The sequence below is a fragment of the Streptomyces sp. NPDC005775 genome, assembly GCF_042871565.1.
GTDB lineage: Bacteria > Actinomycetota > Actinomycetes > Streptomycetales > Streptomycetaceae > Streptomyces.
Window position 1 is genome coordinate 249,773 of sequence record NZ_JBIAIU010000009.1, and the last position, 18,911, is coordinate 268,683.

The 18,911-nt window shown below is 70.8% G+C and carries 16 protein-coding genes and 1 pseudogene; 11 read left to right on the forward strand and 6 right to left on the reverse strand.

What is annotated here, in order from left to right:
- Nucleotides 1-204 precede the first annotated feature (204 nt).
- The 5 genes from ACFYPA_RS22065 (at nucleotide 205) to mug (ending at nucleotide 5,787) form a co-directional block, all read left to right on the forward strand.
- A complete protein-coding gene (locus ACFYPA_RS22065; protein ID WP_359083557.1) occupies nucleotides 205-1,542 on the forward strand; it encodes a hemolysin family protein in 1,338 nt (445 codons plus the stop codon).
- On the forward strand, nucleotides 1,539-2,558 hold the full coding sequence (locus tag ACFYPA_RS22070) for a hemolysin family protein (protein ID WP_359083558.1): 1,020 nt from the start codon (nucleotides 1,539-1,541) through the stop codon (nucleotides 2,556-2,558). Before ACFYPA_RS22065 ends, ACFYPA_RS22070 begins: the two co-directional genes overlap by 4 nt.
- A 147-nt stretch (nucleotides 2,559-2,705) precedes the next feature.
- Nucleotides 2,706-3,548, forward strand: coding sequence for an SGNH/GDSL hydrolase family protein (locus ACFYPA_RS22075; RefSeq protein ID WP_389133692.1), 843 nt, complete (start codon nucleotides 2,706-2,708; stop codon nucleotides 3,546-3,548).
- A 213-nt stretch (nucleotides 3,549-3,761) separates the two neighbouring features.
- Nucleotides 3,762-5,204 (forward strand): adenylosuccinate lyase, encoded by a 1,443-nt coding sequence (purB, locus tag ACFYPA_RS22080; protein WP_359315719.1) that lies wholly within the window; start codon nucleotides 3,762-3,764, stop codon nucleotides 5,202-5,204.
- Nucleotides 5,205-5,223: 19 nt separating this feature from the next.
- Nucleotides 5,224-5,787 (forward strand): G/U mismatch-specific DNA glycosylase, encoded by a 564-nt coding sequence (mug, locus tag ACFYPA_RS22085; protein WP_359083561.1) that lies wholly within the window; start codon nucleotides 5,224-5,226, stop codon nucleotides 5,785-5,787.
- A gap of 108 nt (nucleotides 5,788-5,895) precedes the next feature.
- Here the strand turns inward: mug and ACFYPA_RS22090 are convergent, their stop codons facing one another.
- From ACFYPA_RS22090 to ACFYPA_RS22100, 3 genes are all read right to left on the reverse strand, one after another.
- Nucleotides 5,896-6,333 (reverse strand): hypothetical protein, encoded by a 438-nt coding sequence (locus tag ACFYPA_RS22090; RefSeq protein ID WP_359315716.1) that lies wholly within the window; start codon nucleotides 6,331-6,333, stop codon nucleotides 5,896-5,898.
- 381 nt (nucleotides 6,334-6,714) lie between these two features.
- On the reverse strand, nucleotides 6,715-7,452 hold the full coding sequence (locus ACFYPA_RS22095; protein ID WP_389133696.1) for an ABC transporter permease: 738 nt from the start codon (nucleotides 7,450-7,452) through the stop codon (nucleotides 6,715-6,717).
- A gap of 2 nt (nucleotides 7,453-7,454) precedes the next feature.
- The gene (locus ACFYPA_RS22100; protein WP_389133699.1) at nucleotides 7,455-8,396 is read right to left on the reverse strand and encodes an ABC transporter ATP-binding protein; all 942 of its coding nucleotides are present in this window, start codon (nucleotides 8,394-8,396) and stop codon (nucleotides 7,455-7,457) included.
- 107 nt (nucleotides 8,397-8,503) lie between these two features.
- Here ACFYPA_RS22100 and ACFYPA_RS22105 point away from each other — a divergent pair, with 107 nt between their 5' ends.
- The 3 genes from ACFYPA_RS22105 to ACFYPA_RS22115 all read left to right on the forward strand — a co-directional run bounded on the left by ACFYPA_RS22105 (nucleotide 8,504) and on the right by ACFYPA_RS22115 (nucleotide 11,594).
- A complete protein-coding gene (locus ACFYPA_RS22105) occupies nucleotides 8,504-9,682 on the forward strand; it encodes a histidine kinase (RefSeq protein WP_359083565.1) in 1,179 nt (392 codons plus the stop codon).
- 4 nt (nucleotides 9,683-9,686) lie between these two features.
- Nucleotides 9,687-10,337, forward strand: a complete 651-nt coding sequence (locus ACFYPA_RS22110) for a response regulator transcription factor (protein WP_359083566.1) — start codon at nucleotides 9,687-9,689, stop codon at nucleotides 10,335-10,337.
- Nucleotides 10,338-10,436: 99 nt separating this feature from the next.
- Nucleotides 10,437-11,594, forward strand: coding sequence for an ROK family transcriptional regulator (locus ACFYPA_RS22115; RefSeq protein WP_389133703.1), 1,158 nt, complete (start codon nucleotides 10,437-10,439; stop codon nucleotides 11,592-11,594).
- A gap of 46 nt (nucleotides 11,595-11,640) precedes the next feature.
- On the opposite strand, the gene ACFYPA_RS22120 is transcribed toward ACFYPA_RS22115, so the two are convergent.
- Entirely contained in the window at nucleotides 11,641-12,408 is a 768-nt protein-coding gene (locus ACFYPA_RS22120; RefSeq protein ID WP_359083568.1) for a GntR family transcriptional regulator, read from the reverse strand.
- Nucleotides 12,409-12,710: 302 nt separating this feature from the next.
- The gene (gene sigJ / locus ACFYPA_RS22125; protein WP_389133706.1) at nucleotides 12,711-13,604 is read right to left on the reverse strand and encodes an RNA polymerase sigma factor SigJ; all 894 of its coding nucleotides are present in this window, start codon (nucleotides 13,602-13,604) and stop codon (nucleotides 12,711-12,713) included.
- 219 nt (nucleotides 13,605-13,823) lie between these two features.
- On the opposite strand from sigJ, the gene ACFYPA_RS22130 reads away from it, so the two are divergent.
- Entirely contained in the window at nucleotides 13,824-14,657 is an 834-nt protein-coding gene (locus ACFYPA_RS22130) for an alpha/beta fold hydrolase (RefSeq protein ID WP_359083570.1), read from the forward strand.
- 105 nt (nucleotides 14,658-14,762) lie between these two features.
- Here ACFYPA_RS22130 and ACFYPA_RS22135 read toward each other — a convergent pair.
- Nucleotides 14,763-15,608: pseudogene (locus ACFYPA_RS22135) on the reverse strand (DMT family transporter); the annotation flags it as partial.
- Nucleotides 15,609-15,634: 26 nt separating this feature from the next.
- Here ACFYPA_RS22135 and ACFYPA_RS22140 point away from each other — a divergent pair.
- Both ACFYPA_RS22140 and ACFYPA_RS22145 read left to right on the forward strand, forming a co-directional pair.
- On the forward strand, nucleotides 15,635-17,068 hold the full coding sequence (locus ACFYPA_RS22140; protein WP_359083572.1) for a PLP-dependent aminotransferase family protein: 1,434 nt from the start codon (nucleotides 15,635-15,637) through the stop codon (nucleotides 17,066-17,068).
- Nucleotides 17,069-17,206: 138 nt separating this feature from the next.
- A complete protein-coding gene (locus tag ACFYPA_RS22145) occupies nucleotides 17,207-18,787 on the forward strand; it encodes an alkaline phosphatase D family protein (RefSeq protein ID WP_389133709.1) in 1,581 nt (526 codons plus the stop codon).
- Nucleotides 18,788-18,911: the final 124 nt, after the last annotated feature.

The following is an 18,911-nucleotide window of genomic DNA, read 5'->3' on the forward strand; positions in this document are numbered from 1 at the left end:
GTGCTCCGGCCACGGAGCCGCAGTCCGAAGTGGTGGAGGACTGCCCCACCTCTCCACTTTGCCGATCCTTTACTATGAGGGCTCCCCTGTCGATCCTTATGAAAGGTGTGAGCGTCCGCCCATGGGCGAGCCTCCCAGTAGCCGATATCGCCGAGATCGCGCGATCTTCCTGTCCCTGCCCGATCATGGGACGGAGGTGAACCGATGACCGAAGTGCTTCTGCTGCTCGTGGCGGTACTGCTCTCCCTCGCCTGTGGCGCCTTCGTCGCGGCGGAATTCTCACTGACCACGGTCGAACGCGGCCAGCTCGAGCGGGCTGTGGAGCGGGAGGAGCGCGGCGCCGCGAGCGCCATGAAGGCGGTACGCAGCCTGACCTTCCAGCTCTCCGGGGCCCAGCTGGGCATCACCGTCACCAACCTGGTCGTCGGCATGCTCTCGGAGTCGTCCATCGCGAAGCTGATCCGCGGCCCGGTCGAGGCAGTGGGACTGTCGCCCAGCGTGTCCTCGTCCGTGGCCCTGGTGATCGGGACCGCCCTGTCCACCGTGTTCCTCATGGTGGTCGGCGAGCTCGTACCGAAGAACTGGGCCATCTCCTCGCCCCTCGCCGTGGCGAAGACGGTGGCCACTCCGCAGCGGGCCTTCACCGCGATCTTCCGGCCCTTCATCAGCCACCTCAACAACACGGCCAACCGCATCGTGCGCCGCTTCGGGCTCGAACCGGCCGAGGAACTGGCATCCGCCCGCAGCCCGCAGGAGCTGGTGGCACTGGCCCGGCACTCCGCCAAGGCCGGCGCCCTGGAGGCCGACACGGCCGAGCTGTTCGTCCGTACGCTCAATCTGGCGGAACTGACCGCGGAGAACGTGATGACGCCCCGGGTGCAGGTCACCGCGCTGGAGGTGCAGGCGACCGCCGAGGACGTCGCCAACGCGACACGGGCGACCGGACTGTCCCGGTTCCCCGTGTACCGGGGCAGCCTCGACACCGTCGTCGGTGTCGCGCACATCAAGGACGTCCTGGCGATCCCCGCCGAGCAGCGGCCTCGCAAGCGGGTCTCCGACCTGCTGCGCGAGCCACTGCTCGTGCCGGAGACCCTGACCGTCGACCGGCTGCTGGACCGGCTCTCCGGCAAGCTCGCGATGGCGGTCGTCATCGACGAGTACGGAGGCACGGCGGGCGTCGTGACGCTGGAGGACATCGTCGAAGAGGTCGTCGGTGAAGTGCGGGACGAGCACGACCCGCACGAGACACCGGACCTCGCGCCCGCCGGGGAGGACGCCGACGGACGCACGCTGTGGTCGGCCGACGGCGCGGCCCGCACGGACCAGCTGGAGACGATCGGACTGAGAGTGCCGGACGGACCGTACGAGACCCTCGCCGGTCTGATCGCCACGGAGGTGGGCCGCATCCCGGCCGTGGGTGACTCCATCGAGCTCGCCGGCTGGCGCCTCGATGTGGTGGACGCCTCGGGGCGGCGCGCCGCCCGGGCGCTGCTGCACGCGCCGCTGCCCGGTTCCGACGAGCTTCCGGAGGATGAGCGATGACCGCCGTACAGCTCTTCATCGGTCTGATGACTCTCGTCGTGAACGCCTTCTTCGTCGGTGCGGAGTTCGCCCTCATCTCCGTGCGGCGCAGCCAGATCGAGCCGCAGGCGGAGGACGGGAACCGGCGGGCGCGCAGCGTCATCTGGGGTCTGGAACACGTCTCGGCGCTGCTCGCGGCGGCACAGCTGGGCATCACGCTGTGCACCCTGGTCCTGGGTATCGTCGCCGAGCCCGCCATCGCGCATCTGCTGGAGCCCGTCTTCGACGCCGTGGGGGTGCCGCACGGACTGGTCCATCCGATCTCGTTCGTGATCGCCCTGTCGGTGGCGACCTACCTCCACATGCTGCTCGGCGAGATGGTGCCGAAGAACATCGCCCTGGCGGAGCCGGTGAGGACCGCACTGCTGCTCGGGCCGCCGCTGGTGGGCCTGGCCCGTGCGCTGCGTCCGGTGATCTTCGCGATCAACGCCTTCGCCAACGCCCTGCTGAAGCTGTTGAGGGTGGAGACGAAGGACGAGGTGTCGGCCACCTTCTCGGACGACGAGCTGGCCCGGCTCGTCAAGGACGCCGGCGACGCCGGGCTGGTCGACGACCGCGCGGCCGAGCGACTGCACCACGCGCTGGAGCTGGGGCGCAGGCCGGTGCGCGACGTGGTGCTGCCGGTGGACCGGGTCATGTACACGAGGGTCGGAACGACGCCCGAGGAACTGGAGAGGCTCTCGTCCGAGACCGGGTTCTCGCGATTCCCGGTGATGGACAGCGAGCAGCGGATCCTGGGCTACCTCCACGTGAAGGACGCCCTCGACGTCACGCCCCGCGACATGCCGTTCCCCGTGACGGCGATGCGGCCGATCGCCCGGGTCCGGGCGGCGACCCCGCTCGACGACGTCCTGACCGCCCTCCGGCGCAGCCGTACGCATCTGGCGGCGGTCCTCGACGAGGACGACCGGCTGGCCGGCATGGTGACGATGGAGGACGTGCTCCGCGAACTGGTGGGCCGGCCCCAGTCGCGCTGATCCGCCCGCCCGAACCGCGGTCCCGCGCCCCTCAGGGGGTGCGGGACCGCGCTCGTTCCGGGGTGGGGCGGGGCTCGTTCCGGGGCGGGCGGGGCTGCCACCGCCTCCGGCGAGGGTCGGCCCCCGCCGCGATACGATCGCGGGGCCATGGAAATCAATGCCGAATACACCAGTCTCGTCGCGGTGGGCGATTCGTTCACCGAGGGCATGTCGGACCTGCTGCCCGACGGTTCGTACCGGGGCTGGGCCGACGTTCTCGCCACCCGGCTGGCGACCCGTACCCCCGGTTTCCGATACGCGAATCTCGCCGTGCGCGGGAAGCTCATCGGCCAGATCGTGGACGAGCAGGTGGACGTTGCGGCGGCCATGCAGGCGGACGTGGTGACGCTGGTGGGCGGCCTCAATGACGCCCTGCGGCCCAAGTGCGACATGGGCATGGTCCGCGGCCGGCTGGAGGAGGCCGTGGAGCGTCTCGCGCCCTCGTGCAAGAAGCTGGTCCTCATGCGCAGCCCCGGTCGCAACGGGCCGGTGATGGAACGCTTCCGGCCACGGATGGAAGAGTTGTTCACCCTGGTCGACGATCTGGCCGCCCGGCACGGTGCGCAGGTCGCCGACCTGTACGGAGCGCCGGTGCTGGGCGACCCCAGGATGTGGGACGTGGACCGGCTGCACCTGACTGCCGAGGGACACCGCAGGGTGGCGGAGGCTGTCTGGCAGACACTGGGGCTGCCTCCGGAGGACGACTGGCAGACGGTGCTTCCCACCGCCGCCCTGCCGCGCTGGGCCACTCGGCGCGTCGAAGACGTGCGCTTTGCCCGCCGGCACCTCTTCCCGTGGATAGGACGGCGTCTGACCGGGCGCTCCTCGGGTGACGGCCGTGCGGGAGCGCAGTTCAGCGCCGAGCTGGGGCGGGCCTTCTGGATCACGCCCGTGGACGCCGGGGCGCCGGGCCCGATCTCCACGTGGCGCCGGGTCGACGCGAGCGAGTAGCGGGCCCGCCGGGAACGGTTCCGCGAGCCCGCCCCCACCCGAACCGCCTCCGACTCCCTCCGGCTCTCCCGCTCGCGCGCCGAATCCGGGCGGCACACCGACCGTCCTCTCAACCACGACCTCGTTGCCACGTCCACGTCGCCAGGTCCTCGTAGCAACGCACAAACCGGGGGCGGCGCCGACCTGCATAAACCGCCAGTAGAATCTGGACACGTGACTGCTGTGTCTGCGAAGCCTCGCATCCCCAATGTCCTGGCCGGCCGCTACGCCTCTACGGAGCTGGCTGTCCTCTGGTCCCCCGAGCAGAAGGTGAAGCTGGAACGTCAGCTGTGGCTGGCGGTGCTGCGCGCCCAGAAGGACCTCGGGATCGAGGTACCCGACGCGGCCCTCGCCGATTACGAGCGCGTCCTCGACCAGGTCGACCTGGCATCGATCGCCGAGCGCGAGAAGGTGACCCGGCACGACGTCAAGGCCCGCATCGAGGAGTTCAACGCCCTCGCCGGCCACGAGCAGGTCCACAAGGGAATGACCTCCCGCGACCTGACCGAGAACGTCGAGCAACTCCAGATCCGGCTGTCGCTGGAGCTCATGCGCGACCGCACGGTGGCGGTCCTGGCGCGACTCGGCAGGCTCGCCGGCGAGTACCGCGAACTGGTCATCGCCGGCCGGTCCCACAACGTCGCCGCGCAGGCCACAACACTGGGCAAGCGCTTCGCCACCGCGGCGGACGAGCTGCTGGTGGCTTACGGGCGCCTTGAGGACCTGCTGGGCCGCTACCCGCTCCGCGGAATCAAGGGCCCCGTCGGCACGGCCCAGGACATGCTCGACCTGCTGGGCGGGGACGCCGGGAAGCTCGCCGATCTGGAGCAGCGCATCGCCGGGCACCTCGGCTTCGCGCAGGCCTTCACATCGGTCGGCCAGGTCTACCCGCGCTCCCTCGATTACGACGTGGTGACCGCCCTGGTACAGCTGGCCGCAGCACCTTCCTCCGTGGCCAAGACCATCCGGCTGATGGCCGGCCACGAGCTGGTGACCGAGGGCTTCAAGCCGGGCCAGGTCGGTTCGTCCGCCATGCCGCACAAGATGAACACCCGCTCCTGCGAGCGCGTCAACGGCCTGATGGTCATCCTCCGGGGCTACGCGTCGATGACCGGTGAGCTGGCGGGCGACCAGTGGAACGAGGGCGACGTGTCCTGCTCCGTGGTCCGCCGGGTGGCGCTGCCGGACGCGTTCTTCGCGTTCGACGGTCTGGTGGAGACCTTCCTGACGGTGCTCGACGAATTCGGCGCGTTCCCCGCGGTCGTCGCGCGCGAGCTGGACCGCTACCTGCCCTTCCTCGCCACGACCAAGGTGCTGATGGGCGCGGTTCGCGCCGGTGTCGGCCGTGAGGTCGCGCACGAGGCCATCAAGGAGAACGCGGTCGCGTCCGCGCTTGCCATGCGTGAGCAGGGTACGGAGCGCAACGAACTGCTGGACAAGCTGGCGGCGGACGAGCGCATCCCGCTTGACCGCGCGCAGTTGGACGAGCTGATGGCCGACAAGCTCTCGTTCACGGGTGCCGCGGGCGACCAGGTCACCGCACTCGTCGGCCGGATCGAGGAGATCACCAAGCAGCACCCGGAGGCCGCCGGTTACACGCCGGGCTCGATCCTCTGATGCGCGGGACCACCGGTCGATGACACCCGAAGAACTCCTGGCCGCCCGTGACCGCATTGTTCCCGATGTGGTCGCGGGCGGCCTGCGCGTCCTGTTCTGCGGAATCAACCCGAGCTTGATGACGGGCGCCACGGGCCATCACTTCGCCTTTCCCGGTAATCGTTTCTGGCCGGTGCTCCATCGGTCCGGATTCACCGCGCGTCAGCTGAAGCCGTGCGAGCAGTCCGAACTGCTCGGCCACGGACTGGGCATCACCAATGTGGTCGCCAGAGCCACAGCCCGGGCCGACGAACTGTCTGCCGAGGAACTTCGCGCCGGGGGCCGGCTCCTCACCTCGAAGGTCGAGGAACTGCGGCCGCAGTGGCTGGCCGTCGTCGGGATCACGGCCTACCGAACGGCCTTCGGTGAGCGGCAGGCCCATATCGGGCCGCAGGACCGGCGCATCGGCGGGGCCCGGGTCTGGGCACTGCCCAACCCCAGCGGCTTGAACGCCCACTGGACCGTGAGTTCCATGGCCGACGAGTACGGACGCCTCCGGTCAACCGTCGACGCGGACACCGCCACCGCCGCCACCGAGGCCTGACGACAGCACCGTGCCGCCCTGCGACAACGGCCACACCTGGCTATCGGGCCGCCGTGGCTCCGGACTCAATCCCGGTTCCACGCCCGCGGACCGCGCCGGCCTCCGCGCTCACGGAGGATCAATCTCGGTCACCACCACGCCGAGTTCGCACCCGAGGCCTTCCTCCTCCAGGTACAGCGCCAGGGCGATCCACTGATCATCTATGCGCCAGAGCCGGAGATATTCGCACCCCGCAACGGTTTCGGCCCACGGATCGGGTATCTCCTCACCCGACATCATGCGCTCCTGGGCACTCCACAAGCTGATCAGCTGCGGATCGCCCCAGCGCGCGCCGAGCACGGTGACGAGGGCGTCGTGCTCGGCGAGACACTGCGCACGACGCTCAAGCCGCTCTGCCTCGTCGTCGTCCCCGTACTCGTCTTCGGCGCGCAGGGACGCCGTGTGGTAGCCGGGACCGCTGACTCCCGAACCCGATCGGATGCGATCCGCGGGAAACTCTCGGGTGCGCATCCCGTCGATGAGGCGGAGGTGATGTGCGGTGGTCATGCCGTCAGTAAACCGTCCGGCACTGACAACGAGAGTCTCACCGAGCACTTTGAGAGGGTTTCAGCCCCTCCTCTGCTGGCGGTCGGCGCAGTTCCCGACAGCCTCGTCAGCCGCTGGTCATTCCATCCCGAGGGGCCCGATGCCCAGATCCTCACGCAAGCGGCCGCGCATCTCAGCCATGGCCGTGCGGCGCTGTTGGACGAAGGCCCCGTCCTCTGCGGAGCCGACCGCAACCCCGCGGGCACAGGCGTCGCGCATCCGACGCAGGCTGTGGAACGCCCCGTTCCCGGCCGCGACGACGAGTGGTGGGCCCACGAGCCGCACTGATAGCCCCGGGCTCGGCCTCCGTTCCACCCCACGAACTTGTGCGGGGCGGAACGCCTAGGCGTCCCGGCGTCGCAGGGCCCACCATCCGGCCAGCAACGACGCCCCCGCCCATGCCGCGGTGACGGCCAGCCCCGTCCAGGGGCCGATACTGCCCTCCGGATGCTGGTGCAACACCAACTGTCCGGCCCGGTCCGGAAGATAGTCGGCCGCGCCGCCCGCGACGTCGCCGACGACGAACGAGACGATCAGAATGAAGGGGATGAGCAGGCTGAGTACGGCAACCGCGCTGCGGAACAGAACGGTCAGCCCGGCGGCGAAGAGGGTCATGAGAGCGAGATATATGCCGCTGCCGGCAGCGGCCCTGAGCGCGCCCGGCTCTCCCAGCCCGATGGCGTAGTCCCCCATGAACGACTGCCCTACCAGGAACGAGCTGAAGCTGGTGACAAGCCCTGCCACAAGAGCGGCCCCCCCGATGAGCGCCATCTTGACCGTGTAGAAGAGCGTGCGGCGCGGCACGGCAGCCAGCGACGTGCGCAGCGCGCCGTTGACGTACTCGGACGAGATGGCTGTGGCTCCGAAGCTTATGGCCGCGATCTGACCGAAGTTCAGCGCGTAGAAGGCCCCGAGGACGAGATCCGCATCCGCTTGGTCCGCCTCCTCCTGCCCGACGGTGGCGAAACTGAGCACCGTGACGGCCATGGTGGCGAGGAATACGGCTGCTAGGGACCCGATGACCGAGCGCACCGATCTGATCTTGATCCACTCGGAACTCAGGATCGCGGTGGTCGCCATGGTCAGGCCTCCTGTCGGACGGGAGCGGAAGCGGCGGACTCGAACTCCGCCGCCCCGGCGGTGAGATCCAGATAGGCCTGTTCCAGCGTGGTCTGCTCGTCCGTGAGCTGAAGAACCGGAAGGCCTTCCATGGCGGCAATCGCCCCGATCTCGTCCGCTCGCGCCCCTTCGACGGTGAAGTACCCGTCCTCGCCCTGATCGGCCCGGTATCCCTGGCGTGTCAGGGCCTCACTGAGCCGGAGCGACCCAGTCGTGGGGACCCGCACCCGCACGCGTGGCCGGCCGCGGGAGTTGAGGAACTCCCTCATCGGGAGGTCGACGAGAAGGCGGCCCCGCCCGAGGACGATCAGATGGTCGGCGAACGACGACGTCTCGTTCATCAGATGGCTGGACACCAGGACGGTGCGGCCCTCCCGTGCCAGCCGTTTCATCAGCTCCCGGATCCAGATGATCCCTTCCGGATCCAGCCCGTTCGACGGCTCGTCGAGCATGACGACCTCCGGGTCGCCGAGCAGTGCGGCCGCTATGCCGAGGCGTTGGCGCATGCCGAGGGAGAACGTCTTGATCCGCCGGCCACCGACGTGGCCGAGTCCTGCCTCCTCCAGTACGTCCTCGACTCTCGCCCCGCTCATACCATTGCTCGTGGCAAGCGCGAGCAAGTGGTTGCGCGCCGTCCGCGAGCCGTGGGCGGCCTGCGCGTCGAGCAGTGCCCCGACGTGGCGGAGCGGATCTTCCAGAGCCGCGTAGGCCTGCCCGCCGATCGTGACGGTGCCATCGGTGGGCCGGTCCAGGCCGAGGATCAGTCGCATGGTGGTGGACTTGCCCGCCCCGTTCGGCCCGAGAAAGCCGGTGACCCGGCCGGGCCGCACGCTGAAGGTGAGTCGGTCCACGGCGCGGGTCGCGCCATAATCCTTGGTGAGCTCGTTGACGTCGATGCTGGTCATGTCCTCAGCCTCGCCGCCGGGCCGGCAGGCGGTCCTCCCCCGCGGGTGTGGACCATCTCCCTCGCTCGGGGGAGCCGTCGCGCCGAGCCCGCTGGCACGATGGCAGCATGTTCAGCTTTCTCCGCCCGTTGACCGTGCCGGTCACCTACACCCGGTGGCTGCATCTGCTGCTGCCCGGCGCCGTCGTGAGCGTCTGGCTGTTCATCTCGACGGACACGCCCTGGGTACCCGTGGTCCTCGCTGCCCTGGTGGGGCTGATTCCCGGTATGCGCCTCGCCGAGGGTGTCCAGGCGCAGTTGCTCCTCACGCCCGAGGAGCGGGGCGACCCCGGAGCGACTGTTTCGGCCGCTCCCTCCACATCGTGGTCCGAGCGGTGGCGGACCTCTCTCTGGCTGGAGGTGCGGCTGGTGTGCGCCGGGCTGGCCGGCATGGCGACGGTGTGGCTGTCGGCCACGACGGTCGACCTCATACGCTCCGCGGCAGGTTCGCAGCCGAGTGCCGAATGGTTCGCCGCCGGGCTGGGCACGCATTGGTGGGCCGCTCTCCTCGCTCCGGTGCCCGTGGCGATGCTCCTAGCCGTGGTCGTGGGGTGCGGGGAGCTGATCACCGCGGCTGCCCGGTGGCTCCTCGGACCGACGCCGAAACAGCGGATGACGGCGTTGGAGGAGCGTACGGAGCAGCTGCTCGAGCGAAACCGGATCGCGCGCGAACTGCACGACTCGATCGGGCACGCCCTTACGGTCGCCGTCCTTCAGGCGGGTGCCGCCCGGGCGGCGCACGACCCGGAGTTCACCGAACGGGCGTTGGCGGCGATCGAGGAGACGGGCCGTAACGCGCTGGACGATCTGGAACGGGTGCTGAGGGTGCTGCGCGAGTCGGGTACACCTTCGTCGTCGGGCCAGCGGCCGTCGCTGAGCGAGGCGGACCGTCTGCTGGACTCCGCGCGCGGTTCCGGGGCCGAGGTCGACGCGGAATTGTCCGGCCCGCTGGAACAGGTGCCGGCATCGGTGTCCCGGGAGGGGTACCGCATCCTCCAGGAGGCCCTCACCAACGTCCTGCGTCACTCCGAATCGGTCGCGGTCCGGGTCCGCATCACCGTCGCCGACGGCCGGCTTGAGTTGCAAGTGACAAATCCGCTCGCGGGTTCGACCGTTACCACTGGAAGCGGAAGCGGACTGCGGGGCATCAGGGAGCGAGCCGCACTCCTGGGCGGCAGCGCCAGAACGGGACCGTACAGGGGGGAATGGATCGTGCACGCGAACCTTCCGCTGGACCACATACGCTGACCGGATGCCGGTTACCGTTCTCCTCGTCGACGACGAACCCCTGGTCCGCGCGGGACTGCGCGCCGTCCTGGAAGCCCAGCCCGACATCGAGGTGGTGGGTGAGGCGGGTGACGGCGCCGCGGTGATCCCGTTGGTGCGGCAACTGCGCCCGGACGTCGTGGCGATGGATGTCCGGATGCCGCTGATGGACGGCATAGAGGCGACTCGGGTGGTGCTGCGCACGGTGGCGGATCCGCCGAAGATCCTGGTGGTGACGACGTTCGAGAACGACGAGTACGTCTACGAGGCGTTGCGGGCCGGCGCGGACGGCTTTCTCCTCAAGCGGGCCCGGCCGGCCGAGATCGTGCACGCGGTGCGGCTGGTCGCGGAGGGCGAGTCCCTGCTGTTCCCGGCCGCGGTCCGCCAGCTCGCTGCCCAGTACGGTACGAGCAAGGCGCGGGAGGTCATGGAGCGGGCTTCCCTCACCGAGCGGGAAGCGGCCGTGCTGCGCCTGATGGCCCGGGGTCTGTCCAACGCCGAAATCGCGGCCCGGCTCGTGGTCGGCGTCGAGACGGTGAAATCGCATGTCAGCGCCGTGCTGGCGAAGTTGGGGGCCCGTGACCGCACCCAGGCGGTCATCGCCGCCTACGAGTCCGGATTCGTCGCTCCGAGCTGATACCGGGTGTTCCCGGGCAGCCCTCCCGCCCACGGTCGCCGAGTCCCTGAGCAGCGAGTACGATCCGCCTGACATGCGCACGAGCTGGGAGGACACACCGTGGGCCGGCTGACCGGTGGGGACCCGTCGTTGCTGCGTCGGATCAATTCCGCGGTGGTGCTGCACGCCCTCCGGGGTGCGGAGTCGCCGACCCTTACGGACCTGACGCGGATCACGGGTCTGTCCCGGCCCACGGTCGAGGGCGTCGTGGAGGGGCTGTTCGAAGCCGGGCTGGTTGTCGAGTCGGCTCCGGACGGTGCCGAGGCGCGGCGTCAGGGGCGTCCGGCCCGCCGGTTCCGCTTCCGCGCCGAGGCGGGGCACCTCCTGGGCATCGAGATCGGCCCGCACCGGGTGTCGGCGTTGTTGTCGGGGCTGGACGGCCGGATCATCGGCGCCGGCTCACGCGAGGTGTCGGAGACGGCCTGTGCGGACGACCGCCTCGACAGGGTGCGGACCGTGGTCGCCGATGTCCTCCGGCGGACCGGCGTCGCGCGCAGCAGTCTGCGGGCGGTCGGCGTGGGCAGCCCCGGCATCGTGGAGGCCGACGGCACCGTCCGGCTCGGGACCGCTCTCCCGGACTGGACGGGGCTGGCGCTCGGCGAGCGGCTGAGGCGCTCGTTCCGCTGCTCCGTCCTCGTGGAGAACGATGCGAACGCGGCGGCCGTCGCGGAGCACTGGAAGGGTGCGGCCACGGAGTCCGACGACATCGTGTTCGTACTGGCGGGCCTGAGCCCGGGGGCGGGATCCCTCATCGGCGGGCGGCTGCACCGCGGATTCGGCGGGGCGGCCGGCGAGATCGGTGCACTGCACCTCCTCGGCCGTGACGTCACGCCGGAGAGGCTGCTGTCGACGACGGACACGCCCCTGGACCCGCTCGACGAGCAGGCGGTCGCCGCGGTGTTCGCCAAGGCACGGCACGGCGACGAGCAGGCGCAGGCCGCTGTGGAGCGGTTCATCCAGCGCCTGGTCCACGACGTGGCGGCGCTCGTCCTGGCACTCGATCCGGAACTGGTGGTCATCGGCGGCTGGGCCGCCGGACTGGACGGGGTGCTGGACCCACTCCGCGGTGAGCTGGCCCGGTACTGTCTGCGGCCCCCTCGGGTGACCCTGTCGCTGCTCGGCGAGGCCGCCGTGGCCACGGGTGCGCTGCGGCTGGCGCTGGACCACGTCGAGGAGCAGCTCTTCGCCGTGGAGGGAACGGTGACGGCCCGCCGCTGAACGCGACGGGCCGTACGGTGCGTGCCCCGGGCGCGCGGTCATCCGGTCAGGATGCCTGGCGGGTCCGCTCGTCGTGGCTGATCTCCAGGTCGCCCGAGTCGCCGAAGGTGAGGCGGCAGGTGTCGGCCCGGTACGTGGCGACGGAGACGGCAGCTGTGCCGCCGGCCGCGAGGTAGCGGGTCGTCACCACGAGGACGGGGGCGCCGGGGAGCCGGTCGAGCTCCTTGGCGTCGTCCGCGCGCGCCGAACCCAGCTCCACGGAACGGTCCTGCCCGTCGAGGCCGAGCCGGTGCAGCTCACGTACGACGCTGCGGGCCCTGGCGGGACCGGAGGGGCTCTCTATCGCCGAAAGGTCGGGAACGGAGCCTGCCGGTACGTACAGCAGCTCCGCCGCGACCGCCTGCCCGTGGGTGAGGCGGATCCTGCGCACGATGTGGACGGGCTCATCAGCCGCCACTTCGAGCATTCCGGCCACGGCGGCGGGTGCGGCCGCCGTCCGGCAGTCGGCCGACTGCCAGGCCTCGCCCGCGCCGCCACCGGTCCAGTCGTGCTGGGCGGTGGATACGGCGACGCCCACGCGCGGCGGGGCGACAGTGGTCCCCACTCCGCGGCGGCGCTGCAGCCTGCCTTCGAGCTCGAGCTGCTCCAGGGCCTGCCGGAGCGTGGCCCGGGCGACGCCGAACCGGGCGGCGAGCTCACGCTCGTTGGGAAGGATCTCCCCCACCGCAAAGTCCGAGTCGAGTGCCTCACTGAGCACGGTCTTGAGGTGCCAGTACTTCGGCTCCTGTACCGATTCCAGCTGCGTGGTCCCCACCCTGTCCTCCGCAATCGCCCAGCGGCTTTTCCGCGACGTTATTTATTAAAGGTTCCTGTCTTAACGTTGAGACCATAGGACGGCGCACCCCCTTGGTCAAGACCAATCCTCGGGCCGCGGGGCCGCGAACGGGCGATCCGCCGTTCAGCGTTCACAAGACGTTCGCGGAAAGCGGGCCGCAGGCGGCACGAAGCCCCACTTCCGGGCGGGTCCGCGGGGCTTCGGTACAGGGGTGGGCGGCTGCCCGGCCAAGGCGGCCGGACACGGCCTCCCGAGGACGGCGGCCGGTCCGCTCCGACCGACTACGCGCCGGGCAACGTGGTGAGCTTGTCAGGATTTCGAATGATATAGACGCATTGGATGACTCCGTCCCGCACATCCACCTGGAACACGGAGTCCCTCTTGCCGCCGGACAGCATCAGCACCGCCGGGCCGCCGTTCAACTCCAGGAAGCGGATTTCCAGGTCGGGGATCTGCCCGTGCGCGACGGCGAAGAGGAACCGGCCGACCTTGTCCGCGCTCTCCAGGACCCGCAGAGGCGCCTTCGACTTGCCCCCGCTGTCGCCGACGAGGCGCACGTCGGGGGCGAGCAGGGCGAGCAACGCGTCGATGTCACCGCCGGCGGCCGCGGCGAGGAAGCGTTCCGTGAGGTCGCGCCGCTGGACGGGATCGACGTCGTAGCGGGGCTTGCGTTCCTCCACGTGCCGGCGGGCGCGTCCGGCGAGCTGACGTACGGCCGCCTCGGTCCTGTGGAGCGTCGTGGCGATCTCCGCGTAGGGAAAGCCGAAGGCCTCGCGCAGGACGAATACGGCGCGCTCCAGCGGGGAGAGGGACTCCAGGACGACGAGCACGGCGACGGAAACGGAGTCGGCGAGTACCGCCTGCTCCGCCGTGTCGGGCACGGTCGGCCCGAAGCCGGTGACCAGCGGCTCCGGCAGCCACGGCCCGACGTAGGCCTCGCGCCGGGCCCCGAGCCGGCGCAGCCGGTCGATGGCGAGGCGGGTGACGGTCCTGACGAGGAAGGCACGTGGTTCGCGCACGTCCTCGCGCGAAGCGGCCGACCAGCGCAGCCAGCCCTCCTGGACGACGTCCTCGGCGTCGGCGATCCGGCCGAGCATGCGGTAGGCGACCCCCATGAGTACGGGCCGGTGCTCCTCGAAGACGTCGGTCACGGATTCGGTTGCCACGTACCCCATCCCAGCCGACCTGCCGCAGGGTGTCCAGTTCGCCCCACCCGCGCGTCCCTCCCGCAGAGGGTCCGGCGCGCCGCCCGCCCCTCGCTCCCGCAGGGCGTCCAGTTCACCTCCCCCGCCCTCTTGAACTACAAGCTACCTGGCGGTAATTGTTGTTGACGCAATGTCTAAGCCGCTTGCGGGCACGGGATCCCTCGTGTCGCATCACCCGGGAGCACCTCCATGGCCACCACGGTCTCGTTCACCGTCGAGTCACCCCGAGGACGACCGCGGACCGTGTCCGTGGCGTACGAACGGTCGGGCTCGGGAGAGCCCCTCCTGCTGCTCCACGGCATCGGCCACCACCGCCAGGCGTGGGAGCCGGTCGTATCGATCCTGGCCGTCGAACGGGACGTCATCGCCATCGACCTGCCCGGTTTCGGCGCCTCTCCGGGACTGCCCGACGATCTCGGGTACGACCTGAAAGCCATGGTGCCGCTGCTCGGTACCTTCTGCGAGGCGATCGGGGTGGACCGGCCCCACGTGGCGGGGAACTCGCTCGGCGGGCTGCTGGCGCTCGGACTGGGCCGCGAGAAGCTCGCGCGCTCGGTGACCGCGCTCTCGCCGGCCGGCTTCTGGACGGATCCCGAGCGCCGGTACGCGTTCGGCACGCTCCGCGCCATGCGGCTCGCGGCGGAGTCGATGCCGCTGCCCCTGATCGAGCGGCTGTCCCGCAGCGCCGCCGGTCGCACCGCTCTGACCAGCACCATCTATGCCCGGCCCGGACGGCGCTCACCGGAGGCCGCCGTGTCCGAGACCCTAGCCCTGCGCGGGGCGACCGGCTTCCACCGGACCCTGGCCGCCGGACGGGACGCCCGGTTCACCGACGACGTGCCGGGGCTACCGGTGACCATTGCCTGGGGCGGCCACGACCGGCTGCTCCTGCGACGCCAGGGCATCCGGGCCAAGCACACCGTCCCCGGTGCCCGGCTGGTCCGCCTTCCCGGCTGCGGCCACGTCCCGATGAACGACGACCCGGCTCTGGTGGCGCGGGTGATTCTCGACACCAGCCGCTGAATCCGCCGCCTTCTCGCGGCCCCGCCGGCTCAGCACGCCCGAGCCGATCGCCACCCCGGCGCCGACCAGACAACTGCCGGCCGCCTGCGCGAGGCCGTACGAGCCGGAGCCGACGAGCGGGGCGGTGAGAGCGGCGGCGACGGGGATCAGCCCGAGGAACAGCGTGGCGCGCTCCGCTCCGATGCGCTGCATCCCCCGGTACCAGCAGACGAAACCGATGACGGTGACCACCGCGGCCTGCCAGGCCAGCGCGGCCGCCTCGCCGGGCGTGGGCACACGGACGAATCCGGCACCGTCGACCAGCAGGCCGAGGACCGTCGACTCCGCCGCGGCGATCGCGCACACCGTGGCGGACAGCAGCTTGGGCCCCAGAGGGCGCAGCACCGGCACGGCGATCACGGCGAACCCCACCTCGCCGGCCAGCGCGCCGACGGAGAAGAGAATGCCGGCCGTGTCGGTCTGCCCCCAGCCCTGCACGGTGAACGCGCCGACGGCGACCAGCCCCGCGGCGCAGAGAACGGCACGGGTCGGCCTGCGCCCGGACACCAGTGGCACGAGAACGGCCACCAGGATCGGGGCGCACCCGACGAACACGCCCGGCACAGCCGGTTCCGCCGAGCGTTCCGCCGCCAGTACGGCCAGGTTGAAACCGACCATTCCCACGGCGGCGAGCAGGGCGAGCCTCCCCCACTGCCTGGGGCGGAGTGCGCGGAGCACGTCGGCCGGCCGTGGCTCACCGGCCCGGTTCAGCAGGGGCAGGAGCAGCAGGGCGGCGAAGCCGTAGCGCAGCGCCTGCCCTCCGGCGTACGGATAGTCGCCGAGGACACTGTTGGCGGTGAAGGAGGCACCTACGAGGACGGAGGCGAAGGCGGCGAGAGACGCGCCACGCAGATAGGTCACATTCATGGCATCGACGCTAGGCGGCCCGGCGGCCCGGTTTAAGGTCCACATTTATGACGTCTTCGGGGACCAATCCCATGCCGGCCGCGAGTGGCGGTGCGCAGGAATCCGTTTCGGCCGCCTGGGAGCTGCTGCTCCCGGCCGCTTCCGCGCCGGCCCGCGGTCGCGGGCGGGCGCTGCAGTCCGCGCTGCGTGAAGCGGTCCGCTCGGGCCGGCTGGCGCCCGGGACGCGGCTGCCGTCCAGCCGCGCCCTCGCCGCCGATCTCGGGGTTTCCCGCGGCCTGGTCACGGAAGCCTACGAACAGCTGACCGCGGAAAGCTATCTGCGCAGCGGGCACGGAGCCGGGACCTGGGTGAGCGGCTCCGTGCGGGCCGCCGAGGGAAGGGCCCGCGATCTCGCCCCCCGCGCTCCGGGAACCCGTGTCGACTTCCGGCCGGGCACGCCGGACCTCTCGCTCTTCCCGCGCAGCGCCTGGGCCGCGACGCACCGTTCGGTGCTCGGCCGGCTGCCGCACAGCGCGCTGGGCTATCCGGATCCGCGCGGGCTGCCGGAACTGCGTGACGCCCTGGCCGCACTGCTGACCCGGCGTCGCGGGGTGGTGGCCGACCCGGAGCGCCTGCTGGTCTGCTCGGGCGTAGCCCAGGCGTCCACACTGCTCGGTTTCGTCCTGCGGGGACGCGGACTGACCACCGTCGGCGTCGAGGACCCCGGGAGCCCCGAGCACGCCGCACTCTTCTCGTCGGCGGGACTGGCCACGGAGCGGCTCCCGCTCGATGACGAAGGGCTGGCGGTCGGGCCCCTCGTGCGCTCCGGCGTACGCGCCGTGGTGACGACACCGGCCCATCAGTTCCCGACCGGCATCGCGTACTCCGCCGCCCGCCGCAGCCGGCTCCTGGACTGGGCGAGGGAGGCGGACGGCGTCATCGTGGAGGACGACTACGACGGCGACTTCCGCTACGACCGCGCCCCCGTCGGCGCCCTCCAGGGCTTGGACCCCGAGCATGTCGCGTACACGGGCTCCGTGAGCAAGTCCCTGGCGCCCGGGCTGCGGCTGGGCTGGCTGCTGGCACCGGCTTCGATGACGGACGAGATCGTCGACCGCAAGCGGACCATGGACATGGGCAATCCGGCCGTCGACCAGGCGGTACTGGCCGACTTCATCGTCCGGGGAGGCTACGACCGGCAGTTGCGCCGCTGCCAGCGCGCCTACCGGGAGCGCCGTGACGTCCTGACGGAGGCGCTCGCCGAGCACTTCCCGGGCGCCGAGGTCAGCGGGATCGCGGCGGGACTGCACGTCATCGCCCGGCTGCCCGAACGGTATGGCCCGGAGGCTGAGTTCGTGAAGTGCGCGGCTGGGGCGGGCATCGCCCTGCGGCTCCTGAGCGACTGCGGCGACGCCCGCTCCACCGATGGATACGTGGGTCTGGTGATCGGGTACGCGCACCTGCCGCCCGCGGACATCTCACGGGGCGTACAACTGCTCGCCGCGTGCCGGGAAGGCGGCCGCTGAACGGACGTCGGTGCGGGCGGGGATGGGTGCGGGCGGGGGGCCGGGTGTTCACCTCGCGTTGGTGTGCGCGTCTTCGCCGGACGGGAGGGTGGGCCGGTCACCCAGCAGCCCGTACGCCGACCCGTCGGAGGCCCCTCGATGCCGCACCGTCCGCTAATTTCGTCCCCCGACCGCCGTACCGTGCTGCGCGGTTCGCTGGTGGCCACGGCCGCCCTCACGCTCCCGGTGGCGGGGGCGGCGGTCCCGGCCTTCGCGCGGTCCGGCCGTCCGAACGCGGCCTGGGGTGTTCAGGTCGGCGATGTCACGTCATCCTCCGCTCTGGTGTGGGTGCGCGCCGACCGGCCGGCCCGAATGATCGTGGAGACGTCGGCGAGCGAGTCGTTCCGCCGTGCCCGCACCTGGCACGGCCCGCTCCTGGGTACGGGCACGGACTGCACCGGAACGACGCCGCTGTACGGGCTTCCGCCCGGCGAGCAGGTGCACTACCGGGTGACCCTCGCCGCCCCGGACGACCCCCGGCGCACCGGGGAACCGGTGTACGGCACCTTCCGGACCGCGCCCGCACGCCGGCGGGACGGCGTGCGTTTCCTGTGGTCCGGCGACATCGCGGGCCAGGGGTGGGGCATCAATCCGGACATCGGGGGCTACCGGGTCTATGACGAGATGCGCCGCCTCGACCCCGACTTCTTCCTGTGCAGCGGGGACAACATCTACGCGGACGGCGTCATCGAGCCGAGTGTGACGCTGCCCGACGGGCGTGTCTGGCACAACGTCACCACCGAGGAGAAGGCGAAGGTCGCCGAGACGCTCGCCGAGTACCGGGGGAACTTCCGCTACAACCTGCTGGACGACAACCTCCGCAGGTTCAACGCACAGGTGCCCTCGGTGATCCAGTGGGACGACCACGAGGTGCGCAACAACTGGTACCCCGGGCAGATCCTCGATGACGTCCGGTACACCGAGAAGAACGTGGACGTGCTGGCGGCTCGCTCGATGCGGGCCTTCGGCGAGTACTTCCCGGTCTCGACCCTGCACGGCTCCCCGGGCGGGGACAGGATCCACCGGGTGGTGCGGCACGGTCCGCTGCTGGACCTGTTCGTCCTGGACATGCGGACCTTCCGCAACCCCAACTCCCCCGGCCGGCAGCCCGACGACACCACCGGAATCCTCGGTGCCGCGCAACTCGCCTGGCTCAAGCGGGAACTGTCGAAGTCCAGGGCGGTGTGGAAGGTGATCGCCGCCGACATGCCGCTCGGGCTGGTCGTCGCCGACGGCGCCACGAACTTCGAGGCCGTCTCGCAGGGCGATCCCGGGACTCCGCTCGGCCGGGAGCTGCAGATCGCCGAACTGCTGCGGTTCATCAAGCACCAGCGGATCACCGGCACGCTTTGGCTGACGGCGGACGTGCACTACACCTCCGCCCAGCATTACGCCCCCGAGCGGGCGGCGTTCAAGGATTTCGCGCCGTTCTGGGAGTTCGTGACGGGGCCGCTGGCGGCCGGCCAGTTCCCGTCGAACGCGCTCGACGGCACGTTCGGCCCCGATCAAGTGTTCGTGCAGGCTCCCGACCGGTCCAACGTCTCACCGATGGAGACGCCGGCTCTCTTCGGCGAAGTGGACATCGACGGCGACAGCGGGGAACTGACCGTGCGCCTTCGCGAACAGGGCGGATCCGTCCTGTTCAGCAAGGTGCTGCAGCCGGGACGCGTGGGGCAGTGAACCGGTCCGAACCCCCTCAGGAACGACCTGCCAATCGGCCAAAAGCCGACCATAGGCAGCTAGATCCATACTTAACCCATCGGTCACAAGGCGTTCGTGATCAGGCAACACCACTCGGTCACAG

Coding starts and splice junctions, on each gene's coding strand:
- ACFYPA_RS22065 (WP_359083557.1), top strand. CDS start 205: ATGACCGAAGTGCTTCTGCTGCTCGTGGCGGTACTGCTCTCCCTCGCC.
- mug (WP_359083561.1), top strand. CDS start 5,224: ATGACACCCGAAGAACTCCTGGCCGCCCGTGACCGCATTGTTCCCGAT.
- sigJ (WP_389133706.1), bottom strand. CDS start 13,604: ATGGGGTACGTGGCAACCGAATCCGTGACCGACGTCTTCGAGGAGCAC.
- ACFYPA_RS22145 (WP_389133709.1), top strand. CDS start 17,207: ATGCCGCACCGTCCGCTAATTTCGTCCCCCGACCGCCGTACCGTGCTG.
- ACFYPA_RS22095 (WP_389133696.1), bottom strand. CDS start 7,452: ATGGCGACCACCGCGATCCTGAGTTCCGAGTGGATCAAGATCAGATCG.
- ACFYPA_RS22130 (WP_359083570.1), top strand. CDS start 13,824: ATGGCCACCACGGTCTCGTTCACCGTCGAGTCACCCCGAGGACGACCG.
- ACFYPA_RS22110 (WP_359083566.1), top strand. CDS start 9,687: ATGCCGGTTACCGTTCTCCTCGTCGACGACGAACCCCTGGTCCGCGCG.
- ACFYPA_RS22140 (WP_359083572.1), top strand. CDS start 15,635: ATGCCGGCCGCGAGTGGCGGTGCGCAGGAATCCGTTTCGGCCGCCTGG.
- ACFYPA_RS22070 (WP_359083558.1), top strand. CDS start 1,539: ATGACCGCCGTACAGCTCTTCATCGGTCTGATGACTCTCGTCGTGAAC.
- ACFYPA_RS22075 (WP_389133692.1), top strand. CDS start 2,706: ATGGAAATCAATGCCGAATACACCAGTCTCGTCGCGGTGGGCGATTCG.
- ACFYPA_RS22100 (WP_389133699.1), bottom strand. CDS start 8,396: ATGACCAGCATCGACGTCAACGAGCTCACCAAGGATTATGGCGCGACC.
- ACFYPA_RS22090 (WP_359315716.1), bottom strand. CDS start 6,333: ATGACCACCGCACATCACCTCCGCCTCATCGACGGGATGCGCACCCGA.
- ACFYPA_RS22105 (WP_359083565.1), top strand. CDS start 8,504: ATGTTCAGCTTTCTCCGCCCGTTGACCGTGCCGGTCACCTACACCCGG.